At 63.8% G+C, this 22,043-nt stretch carries 22 protein-coding genes and 1 pseudogene; 7 read left to right on the forward strand and 16 right to left on the reverse strand.

The genetic code is table 11. The features are described from left to right. The 3 genes and pseudogenes from HWX44_RS05680 to HWX44_RS13275 all read left to right on the forward strand — a co-directional run. Positions 1-271 (forward strand): annotated as a pseudogene (locus HWX44_RS05680) (hypothetical protein); the annotation flags it as partial. A gap of 111 nt (positions 272-382) precedes the next feature. Next, positions 383-1,351 (forward strand): serine/threonine protein kinase, encoded by a 969-nt coding sequence (locus HWX44_RS05685; RefSeq protein ID WP_254868122.1) that lies wholly within the window; start codon positions 383-385, stop codon positions 1,349-1,351. Positions 1,352-1,407: 56 nt separating this feature from the next. Beyond that, the gene (locus HWX44_RS13275; protein ID WP_254868123.1) at positions 1,408-1,617 is read left to right on the forward strand and encodes a hypothetical protein; all 210 of its coding nucleotides are present in this window, start codon (positions 1,408-1,410) and stop codon (positions 1,615-1,617) included. Between the two features lie 9 nt (positions 1,618-1,626). Here HWX44_RS13275 and HWX44_RS05690 read toward each other — a convergent pair whose 3' ends face one another. Further along, positions 1,627-3,027 carry an MDR family MFS transporter gene (locus tag HWX44_RS05690; RefSeq protein WP_070515880.1) on the reverse strand — a complete coding sequence of 467 codons (1,401 nt, stop codon included), beginning with the start codon at positions 3,025-3,027 and terminating at the stop codon, positions 1,627-1,629. Positions 3,028-3,297: 270 nt separating this feature from the next. On the opposite strand from HWX44_RS05690, the gene HWX44_RS05695 reads away from it, so the two are divergent. Beyond that, on the forward strand, positions 3,298-3,639 hold the full coding sequence (locus tag HWX44_RS05695; RefSeq protein WP_102233531.1) for a hypothetical protein: 342 nt from the start codon (positions 3,298-3,300) through the stop codon (positions 3,637-3,639). A 1-nt stretch (position 3,640) separates the two neighbouring features. On the opposite strand, the gene HWX44_RS05700 is transcribed toward HWX44_RS05695, so the two are convergent. Together HWX44_RS05700 and lysS are read right to left on the reverse strand one after the other, a co-directional pair. After that, positions 3,641-4,579: a hypothetical protein gene (locus tag HWX44_RS05700; protein ID WP_049154719.1), complete on the reverse strand. Its 939-nt coding sequence runs from the start codon at positions 4,577-4,579 to the stop codon at positions 3,641-3,643. Between the two features lie 147 nt (positions 4,580-4,726). Further along, the gene (lysS, locus tag HWX44_RS05705; protein WP_175973621.1) at positions 4,727-6,301 is read right to left on the reverse strand and encodes a lysine--tRNA ligase; all 1,575 of its coding nucleotides are present in this window, start codon (positions 6,299-6,301) and stop codon (positions 4,727-4,729) included. Positions 6,302-6,471: 170 nt separating this feature from the next. Here lysS and HWX44_RS05710 point away from each other — a divergent pair, with 170 nt between their 5' ends. After that, positions 6,472-8,568, forward strand: coding sequence for a PhoX family protein (locus tag HWX44_RS05710; RefSeq protein ID WP_175973623.1), 2,097 nt, complete (start codon positions 6,472-6,474; stop codon positions 8,566-8,568). A 27-nt stretch (positions 8,569-8,595) separates the two neighbouring features. Here the strand turns inward: HWX44_RS05710 and HWX44_RS05715 are convergent, their stop codons facing one another. From HWX44_RS05715 to dacB, 13 genes are read right to left on the reverse strand one after another with little or no spacing between them, the layout of a single operon-like run. After that, positions 8,596-9,543, reverse strand: coding sequence for a 2-dehydropantoate 2-reductase (locus tag HWX44_RS05715; protein WP_049154717.1), 948 nt, complete (start codon positions 9,541-9,543; stop codon positions 8,596-8,598). A gap of 39 nt (positions 9,544-9,582) precedes the next feature. After that, positions 9,583-10,314 carry a pantoate--beta-alanine ligase gene (locus HWX44_RS05720; protein ID WP_175973923.1) on the reverse strand — a complete coding sequence of 244 codons (732 nt, stop codon included), beginning with the start codon at positions 10,312-10,314 and terminating at the stop codon, positions 9,583-9,585. 23 nt (positions 10,315-10,337) lie between these two features. After that, on the reverse strand, positions 10,338-11,015 hold the full coding sequence (locus HWX44_RS05725; protein WP_052750503.1) for a hypothetical protein: 678 nt from the start codon (positions 11,013-11,015) through the stop codon (positions 10,338-10,340). After that, positions 11,016-12,296 (reverse strand): DUF6779 domain-containing protein, encoded by a 1,281-nt coding sequence (locus tag HWX44_RS05730; RefSeq protein WP_175973625.1) that lies wholly within the window; start codon positions 12,294-12,296, stop codon positions 11,016-11,018. A 5-nt stretch (positions 12,297-12,301) separates the two neighbouring features. Continuing rightward, on the reverse strand, positions 12,302-12,775 hold the full coding sequence (locus tag HWX44_RS05735; protein WP_070511118.1) for a DUF3180 domain-containing protein: 474 nt from the start codon (positions 12,773-12,775) through the stop codon (positions 12,302-12,304). Further along, positions 12,775-13,248, reverse strand: a complete 474-nt coding sequence (gene folK, locus HWX44_RS05740) for a 2-amino-4-hydroxy-6-hydroxymethyldihydropteridine diphosphokinase (protein WP_046647202.1) — start codon at positions 13,246-13,248, stop codon at positions 12,775-12,777. Before folK ends, HWX44_RS05735 begins: the two co-directional genes overlap by 1 nt. Beyond that, complete coding sequence (gene folB, locus HWX44_RS05745) at positions 13,248-13,619, reverse strand: dihydroneopterin aldolase (RefSeq protein WP_046647201.1); 372 nt, start codon at positions 13,617-13,619, stop codon at positions 13,248-13,250. Before folB ends, folK begins: the two co-directional genes overlap by 1 nt. A gap of 3 nt (positions 13,620-13,622) precedes the next feature. After that, complete coding sequence (gene folP / locus HWX44_RS05750; protein WP_175973627.1) at positions 13,623-14,552, reverse strand: dihydropteroate synthase; 930 nt, start codon at positions 14,550-14,552, stop codon at positions 13,623-13,625. Positions 14,553-14,557: 5 nt separating this feature from the next. Next, positions 14,558-15,148 carry a GTP cyclohydrolase I FolE gene (gene folE / locus HWX44_RS05755; protein ID WP_046647199.1) on the reverse strand — a complete coding sequence of 197 codons (591 nt, stop codon included), beginning with the start codon at positions 15,146-15,148 and terminating at the stop codon, positions 14,558-14,560. After that, positions 15,138-17,594: an ATP-dependent zinc metalloprotease FtsH gene (gene ftsH, locus HWX44_RS05760; protein WP_070511120.1), complete on the reverse strand. Its 2,457-nt coding sequence runs from the start codon at positions 17,592-17,594 to the stop codon at positions 15,138-15,140. The genes folE and ftsH overlap by 11 nt, the downstream gene beginning before the upstream one ends. A 48-nt stretch (positions 17,595-17,642) precedes the next feature. Beyond that, positions 17,643-18,230, reverse strand: a complete 588-nt coding sequence (hpt, locus tag HWX44_RS05765) for a hypoxanthine phosphoribosyltransferase (RefSeq protein WP_175973630.1) — start codon at positions 18,228-18,230, stop codon at positions 17,643-17,645. Next, positions 18,220-19,173, reverse strand: a complete 954-nt coding sequence (gene tilS, locus HWX44_RS05770) for a tRNA lysidine(34) synthetase TilS (protein ID WP_175973632.1) — start codon at positions 19,171-19,173, stop codon at positions 18,220-18,222. The genes hpt and tilS overlap by 11 nt, the downstream gene beginning before the upstream one ends. Then, positions 19,163-20,449, reverse strand: coding sequence for a D-alanyl-D-alanine carboxypeptidase/D-alanyl-D-alanine endopeptidase (gene dacB / locus HWX44_RS05775; protein ID WP_175973634.1), 1,287 nt, complete (start codon positions 20,447-20,449; stop codon positions 19,163-19,165). Before dacB ends, tilS begins: the two co-directional genes overlap by 11 nt. Before the next feature lie 69 nt (positions 20,450-20,518). On the opposite strand from dacB, the gene HWX44_RS05780 reads away from it, so the two are divergent. Continuing rightward, positions 20,519-20,992, forward strand: coding sequence for an inorganic diphosphatase (locus HWX44_RS05780; protein WP_175973636.1), 474 nt, complete (start codon positions 20,519-20,521; stop codon positions 20,990-20,992). A 484-nt stretch (positions 20,993-21,476) separates the two neighbouring features. After that, a complete protein-coding gene (locus tag HWX44_RS05785; RefSeq protein WP_232745242.1) occupies positions 21,477-22,034 on the forward strand; it encodes an endonuclease domain-containing protein in 558 nt (185 codons plus the stop codon). Positions 22,035-22,043 lie beyond the last annotated feature (9 nt).

Genomic DNA, 22,043 nt, shown 5'->3' on the forward strand with positions numbered 1-22,043 from the left:
GCCGGAAGCGGGGCAGCAAGCTCGAATCGTGTGCAGGGGCGACGACCTCACGCTCGTTGCAGCTGATTTCGGCACGGAGGACAACCGTAACTCCATCATGCCGCGCCGCCTCGACGTCTTAGTCCAGGATGCGTGCAGCATCACTTCGGCGGAAATCCCTCACCAGCCGGGAACGTGGGGAGTGTACCCCTCGGGAGTCTCTGCGCGTTTTGCCCTCGTTCTTGCTGGTCCGCACGCTCGCGAGGACCGTTTGAGCTTACCCATCTGTTAGCCCACCGTGGCGGGGGCGCTGTGTCACGCCCATGGACACGGTGTCGCCTTTAGAATGAGGAAGATTCTTATACCTCACCGTCTACCTCCTCCACGAAGGATTTCTCTCACCGTGACTACGCTTCCTGAATTTTTCACTACCCAGCACCGGCTGCACGAAAAGGCTGTCTTGGACCAAGGGGCGGGCTCCTCGCTGTTTCTCGTGGAAGATCCCTCGCAGGACGAACTCCTCGTAGAGATTTATGGTCCAGAGCACCGCGGCGTGCTCCGCCAGTCCGGAATCGTTGGCCAGCTGCAGCACAGCGCTATTGCACCCGTCGTGGGCACAGGCACGATGAACAATGGTCAGGAGTTTTTTGTACGCCGCAGCCTGCCGGGCGAGCAGCTGTCGAAGTACACGTCGTCTGGCATCGGCGCCCATCACCTTTCCCAGGAGGAGGCTCTCGCCGTCTTTGCTCCCTTGGCCGACGCCACGGACTTCCTTATCCAGCAGGGCCGCGCTGGCTTTGCTCTCCGTGCGCTCAACCCGCGGCGCATCATCCTCACCGATAACCGCTCGAACGCCTTCTTCGCCTCAGTCGGCCCAGCCACCGCTACCGACGCCCCCACTGCCTCCGCGAAGGAGGTCATCGACCGCCTGGCCCAGCTCGTCTCCGCGGCCTACCCAGGCTTCCGCGCCGCGGCCGCCTACCCCTCAGCCGCCGCCGTTATCGACGCCGTGCGCAGCACACACGCGGACAGCCCGGGCCCGGGCGCGGCCCCGTGGCAGTCAGCTCCGCAACACACCGCCGCCCCGCAGGCGGAGTGGGCCGGGCCGCAGCAACCCCAGCAATCCCAGCCTGGCTATGCTGCCGATCCCGCGGAGTCATCACCCACCACGCGCACCTCGAAATCGAAAGGCAAGGTCTTTGCGGGCTTGGGCGTGGGTCTTCTTCTCCTGCTCCTGGTTGGTGGACTGCTGTGGTTCTTCCTAGGGCGGTCGGCGTGGTCCGACTCAGAACAGGCGCTTGCCGATGCCCCGGCTCATCAGCTCCCGCCCCGGCGACGAAGGCTTCAACGGCGCTACCTGCGAATCCCGTGATCCGGAGGACGGCCGAGGCGAAGCATTACGTGCGTTGGTGACGGCGTGAGCTACTCGTGGCGCGGTACAGGGACGTCACCCAGCGCGAGGCCGCCGGCCCGACGCAGGGCGCGCAGGAACTATCCAACGGACGCTGCACCGTGTACAGCTACGACATTTCCGATTCCGAGCCGGTGTTCTACATGAGCGCCGAGGACTCCGCTGACGCCGTCCTCGTCTGGGGCGAGGACGCAGAGGACATCCGCCTCAACCTGCCGCTGTGTTAAACCGCGCACTTAATCCGCGCGCTTAAGCAGCGGTGCTATCACCGCAATGGCGATGCCGGCCACGCCGGCAAACAGGAAAGCCCAGTGCGTTCCCTGCGCCGTCGCCGCGGCCGGGCTTAGCCCAGCGGCAGCGCCAGCCAGGGTGCCGCGGGTGAGGAAGACAACGAGCAAAGCCGTTCCCGTCGCACCCGCCAACTGCTGGAAAGTGTTCATGATTGCCGAGCCGTGCGAGTAGAGCTTCTTCGGAAGCGAGGACAGCGCCGTAGTCATCAGCGGCGTCATCATCAAGCACATGCCGAGGGAGAAGATCACGTGCATACCCACGACCATCCACACGGCTGAGTTCTCACCCAAGGTGGCCATGAGCCACAGCCCGGCCACCATGAGCAGCGACCCGGGAATCATGAGCGGGCGCGGGCCATAGGAATCGAAGAGCCGGCCCACAATCGGAGAGAGGAAGGCTTGGAGGATGCCGCCCGGCATCACCGCCAACCCCGTGGCAAAGGCCGTAGCACCCAGTGTGGTTTGCAGATAGATGGGCAAGACCGTGACCATTCCCAGCATGAGCCCAAAGGACAGGAGGAGGATGATCACCGCGAGGGTGAAATTGCGCACACGGAAGGGACGCAGATCCATCAGGGCGCGATCCTCCAGCGCCAAGCGCTGCTGCCGACGGATGAATACGGCGAGCGCGATGACGCCCACCACGGTAACGGCGATGTCCACCCAGCCGTCACCCTGCAGGATCTTTTCCATCGAGGACAGGCCGTAGATCAAACCGCCAAACGCGAAGGCGGAAAGGACGACGGAGAGGCCGTCGAGCGGGGTATCACGGTTCTCCCCCACATTGTCCAAACGCCACAGCCCGGCGACGAGAATGAGGGCGATGAGCGGGACCATGGCCCAGAAGATAACGTGCCAGGTGAAGTGGTTGAGAATCGCTCCGCCGACGGTGGGGCCCAATGCCGGGGCCACGGAGATCACCACGGAAATGATGCCCATCACCGTGCCACGACGCTGCGCTGGGACCAGCGTCATGGCCACGGTCATAAGGGTAGGGATCATCAAAGCGGTTCCGCCAGCTTGAAGGACGCGGCCCACCAGCAGGATGAAGAAGCTCGGTGCGAGGGCCGCCACCACGGTTCCGGCCAGGAAGAGCCCCGCGGACGCAACGAAGATCTGGCGCGTCGTGAGCCTTTCCAGAAGGAAGCCGGTGGTCGGGATAACCACAGCCATGGTGAGCATGAATCCCGTCAACAACCACTGGGCACTCGTGGCAGGAATGGAGTAGTCCGCCATAATGGCTGGTAGCGCAACGGAGAGCGAGGTCTCGTTGAGAATCATGACCATCGCTCCCAGCACCAGGATGCTGAGGGTAGTTATTACCTTCGAAGGGATTTCAGCGGACATGCGGCCGGCTACACCTTTCAACTTTTCTATTTTGGGTCTTCAGCGCTGCTACTCACATCGTCAGCGCCCAAGAGACAACACGTGAGCGATTTAGTGTATTCCTCTGGTGGCCGGGGGTGCCACACGAGCCAAATGTGAACCCTCGTTGGGTGGCACTCCCCGGAATCTCAGCAGGCGCGTTAGGCCACACGGCAGTGTAAAGGTGACAGCGCCCTCCGTACTACTCAAAGCTCTAAAAGCTACTGCCTAAAGTTACAGAAAGGCCTCTGGATGCAGCGCGACCTCCTTGTCACTAACTCCGCTGGGGAGCGCGCCGTCGTGCGCCCAGGTCAGCAGCTAGTGGCAGGCCGCGCGGGGGACTTCCCGCTGGCTCCTGATGACGCCTCCATGCACCGCCACTTCCTCCACTTCTGGCAGCAAGAGGACAACTGGATGGTGAGTAACGTGGGCAGCTTCCTCGCGGCGGAATTATCCTCCCCACACATCCGCACGCACGGCCCCATCAGGCTGCCGCCGCAGGCTACCGCAGCCATCCCCAAGGGCACCTCGCTGCTGTGCTTCACGACGCCCAGCGGTTCCTACGAACTCACGCTGACGCGCGCCCCGCACTGATCTAGCGCTGCCCACCTTTCTCTGACACGAGTGCACGCGCGGCCGGGTCCAGGACGACGACAGCGCCACCGTCTTCAATGCTGCAGCCAAGCCACCGATAGTCGGGCTCGTCTGGCCAGCCGGGATCGGCGTTATAGGAGCAACTGAAATCATCTTCCATGAGGTACCCACGGTTGCCGCCCTCCATGGGCGCGAAGTCATAGTTCTTGTAATACTCAAGAACTTCCATTGCCCGCGCGCAATTCGTCCCGTTTTCTTTGGCATAGACATACTCGCCATTGCCGAGGTCCCCACAGATGGTTCCGGTCATAGCTTTCCCTTCCCCATCTGGCTGCGGTGGGAAGGTATCGGAGTAGTACTCACCATCGTCTTTCACTGTGAAGTGGTGGCCATCGATCTTGACCGTGAACTCATCCTCATTCACGGATTCAAACGTCACACCGTTCATCGTGACGGTGTTCCCTGCTTCTAGCATGGTGGGCGCCGCGGCGTCTCCGCCCATTTTCACATTGGGATAAAAGCCCGCGTTCGCATCGAAGTTGACGGAGTTAGAAAGCCAGAACGGCTGCCCGGTCGCCGGGTACAGGGGCGGATCAGCGAGCATTACGCTGCACCCGATCAAACCTTGATCTTCAGTAACTGTGCAGGCCACACGGTCATTCGGGCTGCTCACTCCATACACCGTGGAGGTCGCGTGTCCCAAGTTGGTGGCGATGAAGTCTTCCTTATCTAATTCTTTAAGGCCCGAGTCACCTTCCTTGTCCTTCGCGGACGTCGGAGCCGGGCTCGCTTCCGTAGATTCAGTGTTATCGGCGGAAGTCTCGGCGGTGGAGGTGTTGTGGAATTGCGGCTCACCGCTGGTGGAATCCTCGGCAGCAGAACACGCTGCCGCTGTACAGGCGATCAGTGCGAGGGGCAGGGCATTCAGAAGCTTTGTCACACCTGCATTTTCCCATGGATTGGTCAATCCTGCGGCTAGCCGCAGCAACTTTCCCTCATTGGGGGCTGGAGGCGCAGCAATGAGAAAACCCGAAAACCCGCGCAGCCACCACAGTGGCAGGCGCGGGCAGGTGAAAGCTAGGAGAAACTAGTGCTCCGGCTTCACGATCGGGAAGAGCACGGTCTCGCGGATGCCCAGGCCGGTCAGGGCCATGAGCAGGCGGTCCATGCCCATGCCAGCACCGGCTGTCGGCGGCATGCCCTGCTCCATAGCGGCCAGGAAGTCCTCATCCAGCACCATGGCTTCCTCATCACCGCCGGCGGCAAGGCGGGCTTGGTCCTCGAAGCGCTCGCGCTGGATTACGGGATCCACCAGCTCCGAGTAGCCCGTGGCCAGCTCGAAGCCGCGCACGTACAGGTCCCACTTCTCCGTCACGCCCGGCTGGGAGCGGTGCTGGCGGGTCAGCGGGGAGGTCTCAACCGGGAAGTTCTTCACAAAGATCGGGCCCTCGAGCTGGTCCTCGCAGAGCACCTCCCAGATCTCCTCCACCAGCTTGCCGTGGCCCCAGCCGCCGTTCTTCGGGACGTCGAGCCCGATGACGTCGGCAATCGCCTTGAGCTCCTCGACGGTGGAGTCGATGGTCACTTCCGGCTGGCCGGGGAACTTGCGCTGCAGAGCCTCGTTGAGGGAGGGGTACATTTCAATCTCCGGCCACTCTTCGCCGCCGAGGTCATACTCCGTGCCATCCGCCAGGGTGACGGTGGTGGAACCGAAGACTGCGCGGGCCACCGACTGGATGGACTCGCGAATGGTGCAAGCACAGTCGTTGTAGTCGCCCCATGCCTCGTAGGTCTCCAGCATGGCGAACTCCGGGGAGTGGGAGCGGTCAACGCCCTCGTTGCGGAAGTTGCGGTTGATTTCAAAGACGCGGTCAATACCGCCGACAACAGCACGCTTCAGGAAGAGCTCCGGAGCGATGCGCAGGTAGAGGTCGATGTCCAGGGCATTGGAGTGGGTGACGAACGGGCGGGCCGCCGCACCACCGTGGAGGGTCTGCAGCATCGGGGTTTCGATCTCCACGAAGCCCTGATCCTCCAGGTAGTTGCGCAACGCACGCATGACCTTCACGCGGGTCATGGCATTCTTGCGGGCCTCCTCGCGCACGATGAGATCGTTGTAGCGCTGGCGCACGCGAGTTTCCTCGTTCATGTCCGCGAAGGAAACCGGAAGCGGGCGCAAGGACTTCGCCGCCATGGTCCACTCGGAAGCCATGACGGAGAGCTCGCCGCGGCGCGAAGCAATGACGCGGCCGCGTACGGAAATGAAATCACCCAGGTCGACGTCAGACTTCCACGCGGCGAGGCGCTCCTCCCCTACCTCCGCCAGCGACAGCATGGCCTGTACCTGGGTGCCATCACCATCCTGCAAGGTGGCAAAGCAGAGCTTGCCGGTATTGCGCATGAAGATAAGGCGGCCGGCGATGGCCACCTCGACGTCAGTCTCCTCACCCGCGTTGAGGTAGGTGACGCCCTCTTCCGCGGCCGGCTCTTCGCCCTCTGCAACGACCTGGAACTGCTGGCGGAGATCCCGCAGGGAGATCGTGCGGTCCACGGTCACCGGATAAGGCTCGGTGCCGGACTCCAACAGTCGGGCGCGCTTCTCGCGGCGGATGCGCAGCTGCTCGGGGACGTCAGTAACTTCAGTATTCTTCTTCTCGCTCACGGTTGTCTAGGGTAGTCGATCCCCATACGCTGGCGCGATCCCGGTTCACAGAGTGTTCATCTAGCCGTTAGACAGTATCAACCGCGCGGCCATCTCAACCGTATTAACTCAGTGCGTCCGTTGCGACATCCCCGCGCAACCAACGAGTTCGATTTTTGGAGCATATTTTCATGGCACTCAACGGCCGCAATCTCTTGGCTAACATGTTTACCTCTTCTCGTTCTTCTCTTACCTGCACCTACAAGTGCGGTAATGCCTGCTTCGGCGAGTGCGAGAACACCTCCGATAACCCTTACTTTGGTGACCAGTTCTCCCGCCGCACTGCTCTGCGCGCCGGTGGTCTGGCCGTCGTCGCCGTCGGTGGTTCTTCTGCGCTGGCTGCGTGTGCCGCGCCGGATGACAACGGGTCTGCGGCTGGCGGCTCCTCCGACAAGACCAGCGAGGTTAAGGGCTCTGACATCGAGCTCACCTCTGCCGAGGGCATGCATTTTGAAGCCGTGGAGGCCAACACCAAGGATGAGGTCGTCATCCCCAAGGGCTATGAGCAGTCCGTCCTGATTGCCTGGGGTGACCCGGTCATCGAGGGCGCGCCGGAATTCGACGTCAACAACCAGACTGCCGCGGATGCGGAGAAGCAGTTCGGCTTCAACAATGACTTCGCCGGCCTCATCGAGCACCCGGATGACAAGAACCGCATGATCTACATGTGCTCGCATGAGTACACCACCGAGCCGATGATGTTCCCGGACTACGACCCGGAGAACCCCACCGAGGAGCAGGTAAAGATCGGTTGGGCTGGCCACGGCCACACCATCCTCGAGGTCTCCAAGGTGAAGGGCTCCGGCGAACTCAAGCGCGAGTTCGGCCCGCTCAACCGCCGCATTACCGCTACCACCCCGTTCACCCTGGTGGGCCCCGCTCAGGGCACCGACCTGGTGAAGACCTCCGCCGACCCGAAGGGTGAGAAGGTCCTGGGCACCCTCAACAACTGCTCCGGTGGCGTGACCCCGTGGAACACCATGCTCTCTGGCGAAGAGAACTTCGACCAGTATTTCGCCGGTGGCGATGTCAAGGATGAGAAGGCCGCTGAATCCCTCAAGCGCTTCGGCATCGAGGAGGGCCCGTCCGAGCGTAAGTGGGAAAAGTACGATGACCGCTTCGACGTGACCAAGGAGCCGAACGAGCCGAACCGCTTTGGCTGGCTCGTGGAGATCAACCCGCTGGACCCGAAGTCCACCCCGATTAAGCACACCGCCGTGGGCCGCTTCAAGCACGAGGCCGGCAACATCCACATCACCAAGGATGGCACCGTGGTCTGCTACTCCGGCGATGACTCCCGCTTCGAGTACGTCTACAAGTTCGTCTCCTCCAAGAAGTACAAGGAGGGCGACCTGAAGCACAACATGACCATCCTGGACCACGGCACCCTGTACGTGGCCAAGATGGAGGGCAACTCCCCGGAGAAGGAAATCGACGGCTCCGGCGTCCTGCCGGAGGACGGTGCTTTCGACGGCACCGGTGAGTGGGTCAAGCTGCTGACCTCCGATACGGAGAACAACAAGTTCGAGTCCCACGTGGACGGCATGTCCGCCGAAGAAGTCGCCGTCTTTACCCGTGAGGCCGCCGATAAGGTGGGCGCCACCAAGATGGACCGCCCGGAGGACGTTGAGGTTCATCCGGAGACCGAGAAGGTCTACATCGCGCTGACCAACAATAAGTACCGCGGCGCCACCGGCGAGAACGCTAAGAAGAACAAGGAAGACGCCAAGGAATGGGCTCCGGTCAAGGAGAACAAGAACGGCCTGGTCATGGAGCTCGAGGATGACCACGCCGGCGAGAAGTTCACCTGGAACCTCTTCCTGGTCTGTGGTGACCCGCGTGAGGCCAGCACCTACTTCGGTGGCTTTGATAAGGAGAAGGTCTCCCCGATTTCCTGCCCGGATAACCTGGCCTTCGACAACCACGGCAACCTGTGGATCTCCACTGACGGCAACGCGCTGGACTCTAACGACGGCCTCTACGCCGTGACCACCGAGGGCGAGACCCGCGGCGAGCTCAAGTGCTTCCTCACCGTCCCGGCGGGCGCGGAGACCTGTGGCCCGATCGTCGACGATGACCGCGTCATGGTCAACGTTCAGCACCCGGGCGAGTCTGATGACGCCACCTTCGACAACGCCACCTCCCACTGGCCTGATGGCGGTAAGTCCACCCCGCGCCCGGCCGTGGTTGTGGTGTGGAAGAAGGGCGGCAAGATCGGTACCGAATAAGGCACCGACGTTGCGTAGTGCGCACTCTTAGGCGGTGCGCAGCTGCGCCTCCAGCACCTCCTGTGCAAAGTCCCACAACGGGGTTGCAACGCCAGCTTTGACGCCCATGCGTCGGATCGCTCCGACCTGGGCGTCTAATTCGTTGGGAAGCCCCTCCTTGATATCGCGCTGCATCGAGGACGTACTGTCCGGGTGCTGCTGGCGGGCGAACTCCATGGTCTGTTCCACCACGTTCTCCGGCAGCTTCACGCCGAGTGCGCGCCCGACGGCCTCGACTTCCCGCATGAATGCCTCAAGCTGGCCGGGGATTTCCTGGCAGAGGTAACCAATCGGTTTATCCACCAAGGCGCCCAGAGTTCCTGTCGGGGTAACGAACATGGCTTTCGACCAAACGTCGACAAGCGCGGCGTCATGGAACTTGCTGGAAGCCCCAGACTCCTTCAGCGCCGCCGCCAGTTCCTCGCCCGTGCGGCGCAGGGACTCCGGCGCATCGGCACTTAGCGGTCCGAAAGCCAAAGCCAAAGGCCCTGGGTTGCGCTTGATCCGTGCCGGCGCCAGGCGCGTGGCATAGACGCGAGCGACACCGGCGAGGATGTTTTCCTCCCCGAATTCCTCGGCCGCCAAGTACGGAATCTCGACCGAGTTGTGCGTGGTCACCACCGGGATTCCCTGCAGCGCCTCGCGGTCCTCCGCGCTTCCAAAGGTCTCGTTGCCCGGCAGCGCCTTCGACGCGATAATCGCCACGTCCAATCCGCCCAAGAGTTCTTTGACCTCAGCAAAGGTGTGGGCAGCCGGGACCTTTATGACCTCGGTGGTGGTGGGTTCCGCGTGGGCGTCGATCAGCGTCACGCCCGTCTCCCCCAGCACCCGCAAGGTCTCACCGCGAGCGACGAAGGCGACGTCGTGGCCCGCTGCTTTCAGTTTTCCGCCAAAGTATCCGCCGATGGCGCCGGCTCCCAGAATTCCAATCTTCATGTCTCCAACCTAGCTGGTGGAGACCTGCGCCACAGACTTTTATCCGCGCTGTTCTAAGTTACGGAAGCCAATGCCCAACGGCACGCCCGCGTTATCGATGAGCCGCACGCCGCCAATGGTGGCGGCGATAAAGAGGCGGGCATCGCCCTCTGCTGGGGCTTCACCCAGGTCGCGTCCGCGCAGCTCCACGTACTCCGGCTCGACGCCCGCGGCGGCCAACACTTCACGTGCCACACGGACAACTTCCTCGGCTCCGGATTCCGCCGCGTACGCACCGGCGGTGAGTGCCGCTGACAAGGCGCTGGCTTGCTCACGGGCCTCCGGTGCGACGTCGGCATTGCGCAGGCTCATCACCACCCCATCGGGCATACGCACCGAGGGCACGCCCTGCACACGCGCCGCAATGTGGAGGTCCGTAAAGGCCTGCTGGGTGGCCACGAGCAGCTCGTAGTCCTTCTCCCCCATGAGCACATCGCTGGGCCCCAGCGCACAGGTCAGCGCCACAATGCGGGTCAGCTCCGCGCTCACGTCCTCCATGCCGTGGTCGGGTGCAAGGACCCGCGTGCGCTGACTCTGCTGGTCGTAGCGCCACACCACATCAACCCCATCGAGGGAAGAGATGTCCGTCTCCGGGTCCACTGCCACGACCACGATGCCACCGCGCACGCGTTGTGCTGCCTGCACGAGTGCCAGGTGCCCGGCGTGAATATCGCGGCCGAGTGGCACCAGCACTACGCGCTTGCCGGTCTTGCGGTAGGCGCTGCCGACCATGCGGATGCGCTCGTTGTCCTCCACTAGGAGTTGCTCTGCCACGGCGCTTCCTTTCTTACTGCCCACAGTTCCAGTTCTTCCATGTTCTTCTTCTCACCCACCATGCGGGCGACGTCGCGGTAGTTGCGCGCCATGCCCAGCTCCACGGCGGCGGGGTAAGCATCGATGATGTCGCCAGCGTCAAGGTCGAAGGAACTGCCCATAAAATCTTCGATAATCCCCGCCTTAAGCGCCGCCCACGCGCTGAGTTCACCGAGCATCTCCGCGTAGTACAACCGCGCGGCTCGCTCGGCACGTTGTGCCGCCGGCACCGTTTCTGCAGTTTGGTGAATCTCCGAGAGCAGCAACCCAATGACGGTCTCCGCCACCTCATCGAGGGTGCCCACCGCGTAGGAGTCGCCCAGGGGAGCTGCGGCAATCGTCAGGCACCCGCGCGTTTCCAGCTCATCAAGGGCTTCCACCCCAGCCAGCAATGAGGTGTGGATGACGATTTGCTTGGGGCGCACGTGCTTTTCGACGTCCCCCACTGCCCCCTCCAGCTCCCTCGCCGTCGCGGCGAGAATCAGCGCATCGAAGCGGTCCAGCTGGGCGGGGTCCTCAAGCTTCTCAATGGTGTGGCCAGCCATCTCCAGACGGAGGGCGAAGTTAATGCCGGCTCGGGAATTACCCCAGACCGCCACTCGCATGCGCGGAGCAGACATCTACTTCTTCACGTCCTTGTTCTGCTGTTCTTTCCGGCGCTTGCTACGCGCCATGAGTTCAGCCACGGAGACCGCGCCCTCGCGGTGTTCATCGCTACGACGGCGGCCACGGGTGTCGGGCTGTGCGGTATCTGCTTCCGGCTTGCGGTGGCGGTGGTGCGGCTGCTGCGCGGGGCTAGCATCCTCCTTGACGTGCTGCGCACCCGCAGCACCCTGGTTCCACTGCACGGCCTGGAAGCTATCGGTCTTGAACTCCGGCGCCTTCTGCTGCGACCGAGTCTGGGGCTTCGACTGCTGCGGCTTCTGCTCGGTGCGCGCCTGCGGCTTCTCTGCCTTTGCCTGTGGCTTGTCATCCTTGGGCTGGGGCTTGTCGGCCTTTGGCTGAGGCTGAGGCTGCGGTGCTCCCATAGGGCGAAACGCCGGAGGACGGCCCTGCGACGGCTGCGGTGCGCCGAACGGGGATGGTGCCGGGCGGGTGCCCTGCTGATCCGCGGGCTGCTCCGCGGGTTTCGCGGCGGGCTGCTCGGCTGGCTTCTGCGTGGGTTGCTGAGCAGGCTTCGCGGCTGGCTTCGCCGCCGGCTGCTGGGCGTTGGCACGGGCGTTATCCGCCAGCAGATTGTCCAGCGGGTTGCTCACCGGGTGGGTCGGCTGCGAGCCGAGGCGGCCTGCGACGGCGTCGGCAGACGGCGCGCCGCCGGACTTCTGGGTGAAGTTCACGTTGGGGGCATCGCCGCGCTCATCCACGCCAGCGCCGCCAGCCTTGCGCTCCAGCTCCTGGATGCGGCGAGCCTCCGCATACAGGGCGGCCGGCTCGTAGACCCACTCGCGCCCGGAGATCTCCTCGATCTGGGTGCGGATGGCTTCCAGCTCCGATCGGATCTCCGCCAGGACCTTGCTGTTATCCGCGCTCGAAGCACCGGAAGCGGTCAAGGTGGATGCGGCATGGGCGCGCTCCACCGCCAGAAGCTCCTTGGCCTCATGGGCCTGACGGCGATAGCGCACCACCAAGAAGAAGCCCAACACCGCGGCCCACAGGGCAGCCAGCAGGGCAATCTTCAGTGCGTTCGCCGAACCCGAAATCAACATGACCAGGCTGGCGATGACCGCGAGGATGACGAGGATGATAAGCCCAATAGAACCAGCATCCGTCTTCGAACCGTCCTGGGAAGACTCCGCCGTTGTCGGTGGCTGAGAGTCCGGCTGCGCAGAAAACTGGGTGGTCGGGCGATCATCCGGGGCCGACTCGTACTGGGGATCAGGGGCGTGGTGCGGGCTCGTCATGCCCACTAACTTACCGCTTGTGCCCCATCAGTTGGAGGTGGCACCTCGCAGTGTCGCTCCAACACCACTCCGGCAACACACATCGCGGCACCGCCCAGCGCCGAAGACACCACCCCGGCCAGGTCACCAGCCGCAGCGACGAGCTCACCGGCGCGCGGCACCACGTAGACCGCCATGCCAGCATAGGCCCCGCCCACGATGGCCCCGGTCCACGCCGAGGCTTTGCCGACAAGCAGGAATTGCGCGATGGTCATGGGATTGAGCTGCGAGTTATCCAGGCCGATACCGTGCTCGTCCTCCTTGGCACCGCGCACCTTGAGCGTCAACAGCACGCACACCAGCGCCATAGCCCACAGAGAAATCGATACGGTTGCCGGAATGGCCAGCATGGAGCCATAAAAGCGGGTGGTGAGGGTGGCAGCCGCCGCAGCCACGAAGAGGGCGGTGCCGACAAGCGCGCCAATCGACGTCCTCGTCATTACTCCCCCAGTTCCTTCACCGCAGCGACCTCGTCCTCATCGAGGTCGGCGATGAGCTCGCGCACCGGGGTGCCGTTGAGCTCCGCGTGCTCATCCGCGGCCAACCACGGCACGAGCACGAAGGCCCGCTCGTGAGCATAAGGATGCGGCAGAATAAGTTCCGGATCTTCGGAGGTCACGCCGTCTATCTGCACGACGTCCACGTCCAGGGTGCGAGGACCCCAGTGCCGCACCCGCACACGCTCAGCGGCCTCCTCCAGCTTCTGGCCACGGCGTAGCAGCTCCAGCGGGGTGCAGTCCACGTCCACGATGAGCACCGCGTTGAGGAATTCATCTTGGTCGGTCACGCCCCACGGCGGGGTGGCAAAGACTGGAGAGGCAGCGACGGTCTCCTCAGCAAACTCGTCAAAGACGGTCTGCAGCAGCGCGCAGCGGTCTTCCATGTTGGAGCCGATAGACAGCACGGCGCGCATTAGCCTGCCATCCTCTTTCGGGAGCGGCGGGCCACGACTGCCACGTCCGCGAAGGTGCGCGGGATGGGCGCCTTCGGCTTGTGGATGGTCACCTCGATGGCATGGAGAATCCCGAAGCGCTGCATCGCGGTCTCGGCGACCTCCTCAGCCACCGTCTCGATAAGGTCCCGGGAGGGGCCCTCGACGATGTCCGCGGCGACGTCGGCAAGCTCGGCGTAATTCACCGTGCGGGACAGGTCATCCCCGATTCCCGCGGTGTCCAACCAACAGGTGATATCCACGATGAAGGGCTGCCCCGTCTTCTTCTCTTCCTCGAAGACGCCGTGGTAGCCAAAGCACTCCAGGCCGGTGAGTTCAATGCGATCCGCCATGTTTTATGCCTTTCCCAAAGAAGTGGACACCACTGTTCCGCCGTCCGCGCCGTTGGCGTAGCTGCCGGAGGCATGCGCGCCGCCGGTGTAGGCCGCGCCCGCGTTCCAGGCCGCGGCGACATCCACGGCATCGCGCGAGACTTCCACCTCGTGCACGCGCACGCCCCACGCACCCATCTGCGCAGAGATGGCGGTGACGGCCGCGGTGGCCGGGTCCGCGAGCAGCGGGCTGGACTCGGCGCCGCGATCTTCCCGGATGGCGGCGAGGAAGCGCTTGCGGGACGCGCCCACCAACAGCGGGACCTCGCCCTGGAGGAACTCCGGCAGAGCCTTGAGCAAAGCCCAGTTATCCTGCGGGGACTTGGCAAAACCCAGGCCCGGATCCACGACGATATTGTCGTGGCTAACACCGGCCTGCAGGGCGTTATCAGCGAGCTTCGCCAGGGACTCGTGGACATCGCGCACCACATCCCCGCCATGGTCGGCCACACCGGCGGCCGAGCCGAACTGGACGGTGCGCCAGTGCATGAGGCAGACCGGCAGGCCGGTTTCGGCCATGGTGCGGTACATGTCCGGGTCGGCCGCACCACCGGAGACGTCATTGATCATGTCCACGCCGGCCTCCGCAGCGGCTTGAGCAACCGAGGCCCGCATCGTGTCCACCGAGGTCTTAATCCCCTCCTCGCGCAGCGCCTTGATGACGGGCACGACGCGGCGTTCTTCCTCCTCGGCAGCCACGCGCACCGCACCCGGGCGGGTGGACTCACCGCCGACATCGATCATGTCCGCGCCGCAGGCGACAAGGTGGCGGGCGTGGGTAAGTGCATCGTCGATGTTGATCCAGCGCCCGCCGTCGGAGAAGGAGTCCTCGGTGACATTGACGATGCCCATGACCAGCGTGCGGCCGGGAACGGTGAGATCACTGACTGCCATTGCTGCTAGCTCCTAATCAGGCTCATGACCTCCGCGCGGGAGGCCGCATTCTTCTTGAATCCGCCGCGCACCGCGGATGTCGTCGTGGTCGCCCCCGGCTTGCGGATACCGCGCATGGCCATGCACAGGTGCTCGCACTCGATGACGACGATGACGGACTGCGCGTGGAGGACCTCCACCAGCGCATCGGCGATCTGGCTGGTGAGGCGCTCCTGGACCTGCGGGCGCTTTGCGTACATGTCCGCCAGGCGAGCCAGCTTGGACAGGCCGGTGACGTGGCCGTCGGAGCCAGGGATATAGCCGATGTGCGCCGTGCCGTAGAAGGGCACGAGGTGGTGCTCGCAGGTGGAATAGATGGGGATATCGCGCACGAGGACGAGCTCTTGGTGCTCCTCGGCAAAGGTCTTGTGCAGGACCTCAGTCGGGTCCTGGTGGAGACCTGCGAAGACCTCGGCATAGGCGCGGGCCACGCGGGCCGGGGTCTCGCGCAGGCCCTCGCGGTCGGGGTCCTCGCCCACTGCGATGAGCAGCTCGCGGATGGCTGCTTCGGCGCGCTCGTGGTCGAAGTCGCGCTGCGCCGGGATGTTATCGCTCATTGGTGTCGCCATCCTTGTACGGGTTGTTGCGGTGTTCATGTTCTCCCCAGCCGGGAGCGCCCCAGGCGTGCTCCTCCGGCTTGGCGTGGCGGCCGCGGCGTTCCGGTTCGCGTGGCTGCGGCTGGTGTTCTGGTTGGGGCTGGGATTCTGGCTGCGATGCGGCGGCATCCGGCACACGCGGAATCTCTTGGGTGTCCTCGTGGCTGGGGCCAGCCTGTTCTGGGGCAACAGTTTCTTCCTGCGCCCCATCGCTGACCGCTTCGTCTGCGCTGAGCTCGCGACCGGTGGGCTCGGTGATATCGGACTCGCCGAAGAAGGTATTGCCCTTCTCCGGATCCACGTAGTCACCCGCGTGCTGGCCGAAGCTGAAGCCAATCTCCTCGACCGATGCCTCCGATGTCGCGGCGGCGGCCTCGTCACCGTTTTCCTTCGCGCGTTCGAGCTCCGCGTGGCGGCGCTCGCGGGCGGCACGGGAGGCGTCGAGAAGCGTCATGCGCTTCGGCAGCTCCTCGCCGCGCTCCTGGGCAAGCTCGACCGGGGTCTTTACCGGCTCGCGGCCGGCCTGGCGCGGGAAGCGAGCGTCCTCGTTCGGGAAAACGTCGAAAGCCTCGCGCGGCTCGATGCCCTCGAAGATGCCCTCGAGGTCCGGGCGGCGCAGGGTTTCCTTCTCCAGGAGCATCTCGGCGAGCTTATCCAGGTAGTCGCGGTGCTCGGACAGGATGTCATAGGCCTGCTGGTGCGCGCGGTCCAAGAGGTAAGCCATCTGCTCATCAATCTTGGCGGCAATGGCATCGGAGTAGTCGATGGTCCCGCCGCCACCCATCTGGCTGAAGGGATCGCCCTGCTCCTTGCCGTACTTGACGGTGCCTAGATCCGGCGAGAAGCCGTACTCAGTAAGCATGGACCGCGCAATCTTGGTGGCGTGCTCGATATCGGAGGAAGCACCGGTGGTCGGTGCGCCGAAGACCAGCTCCTCAGCGGCACGGCCACCCATGGCGAAGACGAGGCGCGCGAAGAGCTCATCGCGGGTATACATGCCCTTGTCATCTTCCTGCGCGGTCATGGCGTGGCCGCCGGTGCGGCCGCGGGCCAGGATGGTGACCTTGTAGACGCGCTCAATGTCCTTGAGCGCCCAGGCGGCCAAGGTATGACCGCCCTCGTGGTAGGCGGTGACCTTCTTTTCATGCTCGGAAATGATCTTGCCCTGGCGGCGCGGGCCGCCGACGACGCGGTCGGTAGCCTCTTCCAGCGCATCATAGGTAATGACGTTGCCGCCGATGCGGGCGGTGAGCAGGGCGGCCTCGTTGAGCACGTTGGCCAGGTCCGCGCCGGACATGCCGGCGGTGCGCTTGGCCAACTGAGCCACGTCGACTTCCTTGGCCAGCGGCTTGTCCTTGGCATGCACGCGCAGAATCTGCTCGCGGCCGGCCAGGTCCGGGTTGGTGACCGGGATTTGGCGGTCGAAGCGGCCCGGGCGCAGCAGCGCCGGGTCCAGGATGTCGGGACGGTTGGTGGCCGCGATGAGGATAACACCCTCGCGGTCACCGAAGCCGTCCATCTCCACGAGCAGCTGGTTGAGGGTCTGCTCGCGCTCATCGTGTCCACCGCCGGTACCGGAGCCGCGCTGGCGGCCCACGGCATCAATCTCATCAACGAAGATGATGCACGGGCTATTTTCCTTCGCCTGCTTGAACAGGTCGCGCACGCGGGAGGCACCGACGCCGACGAACATCTCCACGAAGTCGGAGCCAGAAATGGAGTAGAAGGGCACACCGGCCTCGCCCGCCACGGCACGGGCCAGCAAGGTCTTACCGGTGCCCGGCGGGCCGTAGAGAAGTACGCCGCGCGGGATCTTCGCGCCGAGGGCGTGGTAGCGCTCCGGATCATCGAGGAAGTCCTTGATTTCCTGCAGCTCATCCACGGCCTCGTCCGCACCGGCCACATCCGCGAAGGTGTTGGTCGGCATATCCTTGGTCAGCTCCTTGGCCTTGGAGCCGCCAATGCCAAACATGCCGCCAGCGCCCTGCTGCATGCGCGACATCATCCAGAACAACAGCGCGAAGAGCAGCAGCATCGGCAACAGGAAGCTAATCATCGAGCCGATGAAGGAATCCTGCGTGACCTTCGTTTGGTACTTCTCAGCACCGGAGTCCTTGACCGCGTTAAAGACCTGCTCGGAGGCGCGTGCCGGGTACTTGGCAATGACCTCCTCGATGCCCTCCTGCTCTTCCACCGTCACCGGCTTCTTGAGCTTGAGGCGCAGTTGCTGCTCGCGGTCGTCGATCTGCGCTTCCTCGACGTTCTTGGAGGTCAGCTGCTCCATGGCCACCGAAGTGTCCACCTGCTTGAAGCTGCGGGCATCGTTGGTAAAGAACGTGAATGCGTACAGCAGGATGAGAACCAGGCCCGCGATGGAGCCGTAGCGGATGATGTTCTTGTTTTTCATTAACTACCTTGCACAATTGCGGCTTAAAGCGCCGGACAAGAATAAAGATTAATCGTTGCTGTAGACCGCCGGATGCAGCGTACCTACATAGGGCAGGTCACGGTAGCGCTCGGCAAAATCCAGGCCATACCCCACGACAAACTCGTTGGGGATATCGAAGCCTACATCGAACAGGTCAAGCTCTGCCTTAACCACCTCTGGCTTGCGCAACAGGGTGACCACTTCAAGGGATCGTGGCTGGCGGCCCTGCAGGTTACGGATAAGCCACGACAAAGTCAGGCCGGAATCAATGATGTCCTCCACGATGACCACATCGCGGCCCTCGATATCGCGGTCCAAGTCCTTCAGAATGCGCACAACCCCCGAGGAGGAGGCCGAGTTGCCGTAAGAGGAGACCGCCATGAACTCCAGCTGGGACGGGATAGCCAGCTTGCGGGCGAAATCCGTCAGGAAGAAGACCGCGCCCTTGAGCACGCAGACCAAGATGAGGTCATCGTCGGCATTGCTGTATTTCTCGGACACGCGATCCGCCATCTCCTGGATGCGCGCCTGAAGATCGTCTTCGGTGATGAGAACGTTTTTGATGTCCTCTCCATAAGGATGGGCGGGGACGGCTAAATCATGGTTATCGTGCACGTGAGCGCTCCTTTGCTGACCGAGGCAATAGTGACAGTTTGCCACCAACGCGTGCGACTTCCAACCTTGTACCTTTCTTTTCCCCACGGACGGCGACGGGGCCTTGGCCATGCCACTGCGTGCACAGGGCATCGATGCCGCGCACTGCCTCGCGCGTAACCTCCACTCCTTCCACGCGCAGCCACGCGGCGATCGCCCGGCGGCGCTTCGGTTCTGGGAGAACGGCCAGCTCGGCGCAGTCGGTGGTGGGGTGGGTGCTGAGGAGGACGTCGTCAAGCGCGGCGTCGTGGGCTGCCTGGGCTAAGGCCGGGACGGGGTCACCGCCCACGATCTCCTGCAGCCGCGGGAGGATCTCGCGGCGCAGGGCCACGCGGCGGAAGGCTCGGTCCTGGTTCTGGGGGTCCTGCCAGACCTCCAGCCCCAGCTCCGCGCAGGCGGCCTCGGTCTGGGCGCGGCGCACGCTCAGTAGGGGGCGCACAACGCGCACGCCCTCGACATCGGAGCGCTCGCGCATGCCCGCGACCTTCCCCCGCAGGGCACCCAGCAGCAGGGTTTCGGCCTGGTCATCGGCGGTATGCGCCACCGCCACCTCTTCCCAGGGCGCGAAGGCACGATACCGGGCGGCGCGGGCTTCGGCCTCCACGGAGCCTTGCTTGCCGACGTCCACCCGCAACACCTCCGCCCCCGCTCCCAAGGCGTGGGCCTGCTCGGCAGCCCGGCGCGCCTGCGCGGCCGAGCCTTCCTGTAAGCCGTGGTCGACGCAGAGCGCTGTCACCTCGTGTCCTTCGGCCACGAGAGCGGCGGTCAGCGCCAAGGAATCGGCCCCGCCGGACAAGCCCACGGCGATGGCGCGTGGCTGCTCACCGACCACGGCGCGGGCGGCGACGCGGCACGCCAAAAAGTTGGGGCTTCTGCGCGGCCAAAAAGGTTTCTTAGAAGTCATGGAGGGCAGCGGCGAGAGCATCTTGGGCTTGGCGGGCGGAGGTGACTTCGCCGTCGTTGACTAAGAAGGCGAAGGCGTACACGCGACCCGACTGGCCCTGGGCGGTGCCGGTCAGCGCGGAGGTTCCCGTGAGGGTGCCGGTTTTGGCGCGAACGTACCCGCGGGCCGGCGAATCGGGGTAGCGCTGGTAGAGCGTGCCCTCACCGCCGGCGAGGGGCAGGTAGCCCAACAGCGGGCGCAGCTCCTCGGTGGCTACGGCCTGGTCCATGATGTGGGCGAGTCCGTCGGCAGGGATGCGGTTATCGCGGGACAGGCCGGAACCGTCTTTGAGGGTGATGCCGCTGATGTCGATGCCGTGGTCTTTAAGCACGTCGAGCATGGTTTTCGTGGCGCCCTCGAAACTTGCTTCCGCGCCCTGGCTGACGGCCAGCTCGCGGGCGATGGCCTCCGCCATGACGTTATCGGAATCCTTCACCGCTTCCTGGGCGCGCAAAGCCAACGGCTCAGATTCTGTAGCTGCGATGACCTCGGTGTTCTCGGGCGCTGAGCTCGTGTCCGCCTTGTCGGTTCCCAGGCGGGAGGCCAACGCGCGGGCGACGTCGAGGGCCGGCTCGTGGGAGCGCGGAACGTCGCCGGTCTTCTCCCCAATGCGCCCACCGTAGAGCATGGCCGGCTGGATGGGGGCGACGAAACCGCCGTCAATATTGTCATCATCCCAGCCCGGTGCCTGGTCGGGCCCGGCCCAGATGGACGTGTCGATGGAGACCCGCGTGACGGTATCCATCTTCTGCTGAATCTGTTCCGCCAGCTCATCGAGGCGCTCGTCCGTCAGCCAGACATCGCCGGCGGCCTTGATAACGATCTCGCCCTCGTGCTCACCTGCGACCACTTCGGTGGTCAGGCGCTCTTCTTCGTCGAGCTTGAGCGTAGCCGCGGCGAGGGTGAGGACCTTGGTGGCGGAGGCCGGGGTCAGCGGCTTTGCGGGCTCGCGCTCCCACAGCACGTCCTGGGTGGTGGTGTCGATGATCTGCCCGCCGAAAGTGGCTAGAGCCTTGTCCTTGCCTAGCTCATCCAACCTGGCTTTGAGCGCGGCGGCGTCGATATCACCGGGCTCGACGGGCTGGACCAGTGTTGTGGGTTCTTCCTGTTTATAGGGCTGGCCGTGGTCCAGGTGATCGTAGGTGCGCTGGATTTCTACGCCCAAGGCGGCCGTCGCCGCCACGGCTCCCGCCGTGACGAGGGCCGCAGTACTCCACCAGACATGCTTAGCTTTCATCGCCCTTTAGACTAGCGCGGTAGACTAAGCGGAGCACATGCCAACCTATTAGTTATGGAGGATTCAGCCGTGAGCGTTGAAGTAACCATCGAGATCCCAAAGGGCTCCCGCAACAAGTACGAGATCGATCACGAGACCGGCAAGGTCCACCTCGACCGCTACCTGTTCACCCCGATGGCCTACCCGGCTGACTACGGCTTCATCGACCACACCCTGGGTGAGGACGGTGACCCGTTGGACGCGCTGGTCATCCTCCCGGAGCCGGTCTTCCCGGGCGTTGTCGTTGAGGCTCGCGTCCTCGGCGTGTTCAAGATGACCGACGAGGCCGGTGGCGACGACAAGCTGCTCGCCGTCGTCGATGACCCGCGCTGGGAGCGCTACCAGGACATCAACGATGTACAGCAGCACATCAAGGACGAGATCGAGCACTTCTTCACCCGCTACAAGGACCTGGAGCCGAACAAGGAAGTTACCGGCTCCGGCTGGGGAGACAAGGCTGAGGCAGAGAAGATCCTCGAAGAGGCTAAGGCTCGCTTCAAGTAAGCCGCCACGGTCCGCACGTTGAGGGACGTTTCGATCAAATAGGGGCCCAAAACCAAGGGTTTGAGAGGCCTTAGTTGATCGAAACGTCCTTTTTCTTTGTCACCGCGACAACTCCTCATTCGTGACGTACGATTCGATCAAATAGGGGGCCGAAAACAGCGGTTTCTGGGGGCTTAATTGTTAGAACCGTACTCATCGGGGGCACATGGAGATTTTCGAGGGACGCGCGGGGACTCGCCGCGCTGCTAACGGCCGAGCAATCAAGATTTGTCGCGGTCTGTACTTATCTGCGGTGCCAACGCCGCGCGAGCTCGCTGAAGTCGTCTCACGGCGTTGGCCGGACTCAGCCTTGGACGGCTATTCCGCAGCTCAGCAATATCTTGGCCAAGAGCTGACCTACCCACTTTATTTTCTGCGCGCAGGAACGATGGCATCGAGCACGTATTTTCGCAGCCGGCGGGCACGGCCTAAGGCGCTGGGCAGCATGAACGGGGTGAACGTCTGCAGCCCGCTGCAATGTATTGAGGCGATGGCGCAGGAGGATGCCGTGGCCTTCATCGAGGCCTTCTTCGCCGGGCCGCACGGGCGCTCGCGCATCGAGACCGAACAGCTGGACTTTCGCCGCCTGCCCAAGCACACGCGTGAGGTGTTGGAAAAGGCCATCGTCGGGGCGGATAGCAAGCCGGAGCGCGACCTCACCCGGGGCCTTGAGCCCCACGCCAAAGTCCGCAACAACGTGCGGATTGGGCCCTACCGCTGGGACTTGGTGCTCGAGGAGCACAAGGTGGCCATCGAGGTGGACGGCTACGCCTATCACAAAGGCGAGAACCGACAACGTTTCGAAATCGACCGCCAAAAGCTGAACGACGCCGTCCAGCGCGGCTATCGGCCCCTCCACTTCACCGCCGCCACGATTGAGCACCACCTTGACGTCGCTGTTCACCAGGTCCTCGCAGTTATCAAAGGGCGGGGCGAGTTCGTCGCCCCGCCCTGGAAGTGGCACCACTACTGGCGGTGGGAGCGCGAGCGTTGGGCAGGCTAGCGTTGCGGC

Origin of the sequence: Corynebacterium sp. Marseille-Q2823, from assembly GCF_903645345.1 — a bacterium.
Lineage (GTDB): Bacteria > Actinomycetota > Actinomycetes > Mycobacteriales > Mycobacteriaceae > Corynebacterium > Corynebacterium hiratae.

Excerpts from the sequence above, each read along its gene's own strand:
- HWX44_RS05690 (WP_070515880.1), bottom strand. The coding sequence starts at position 3,027 with ATGTCCGCTGAAATCCCTTCGAAGGTAATAACTACCCTCAGCATCCTG.
- HWX44_RS05695 (WP_102233531.1), top strand. The coding sequence starts at position 3,298 with ATGCAGCGCGACCTCCTTGTCACTAACTCCGCTGGGGAGCGCGCCGTC.
- HWX44_RS05710 (WP_175973623.1), top strand. The coding sequence starts at position 6,472 with ATGGCACTCAACGGCCGCAATCTCTTGGCTAACATGTTTACCTCTTCT.
- HWX44_RS05715 (WP_049154717.1), bottom strand. The coding sequence starts at position 9,543 with ATGAAGATTGGAATTCTGGGAGCCGGCGCCATCGGCGGATACTTTGGC.
- HWX44_RS05720 (WP_175973923.1), bottom strand. The coding sequence starts at position 10,314 with ATGGTCGGCAGCGCCTACCGCAAGACCGGCAAGCGCGTAGTGCTGGTG.
- HWX44_RS05725 (WP_052750503.1), bottom strand. The coding sequence starts at position 11,015 with ATGTCTGCTCCGCGCATGCGAGTGGCGGTCTGGGGTAATTCCCGAGCC.
- HWX44_RS05730 (WP_175973625.1), bottom strand. The coding sequence starts at position 12,296 with ATGACGAGCCCGCACCACGCCCCTGATCCCCAGTACGAGTCGGCCCCG.
- HWX44_RS05735 (WP_070511118.1), bottom strand. The coding sequence starts at position 12,775 with ATGACGAGGACGTCGATTGGCGCGCTTGTCGGCACCGCCCTCTTCGTG.
- folK (WP_046647202.1), bottom strand. The coding sequence starts at position 13,248 with ATGCGCGCCGTGCTGTCTATCGGCTCCAACATGGAAGACCGCTGCGCG.
- folB (WP_046647201.1), bottom strand. The coding sequence starts at position 13,619 with ATGGCGGATCGCATTGAACTCACCGGCCTGGAGTGCTTTGGCTACCAC.
- folP (WP_175973627.1), bottom strand. The coding sequence starts at position 14,552 with ATGGCAGTCAGTGATCTCACCGTTCCCGGCCGCACGCTGGTCATGGGC.
- folE (WP_046647199.1), bottom strand. The coding sequence starts at position 15,148 with ATGAGCGATAACATCCCGGCGCAGCGCGACTTCGACCACGAGCGCGCC.
- ftsH (WP_070511120.1), bottom strand. The coding sequence starts at position 17,594 with ATGAAAAACAAGAACATCATCCGCTACGGCTCCATCGCGGGCCTGGTT.
- tilS (WP_175973632.1), bottom strand. The coding sequence starts at position 19,173 with ATGACTTCTAAGAAACCTTTTTGGCCGCGCAGAAGCCCCAACTTTTTG.
- dacB (WP_175973634.1), bottom strand. The coding sequence starts at position 20,449 with ATGAAAGCTAAGCATGTCTGGTGGAGTACTGCGGCCCTCGTCACGGCG.
- HWX44_RS05785 (WP_232745242.1), top strand. The coding sequence starts at position 21,477 with ATGAACGGGGTGAACGTCTGCAGCCCGCTGCAATGTATTGAGGCGATG.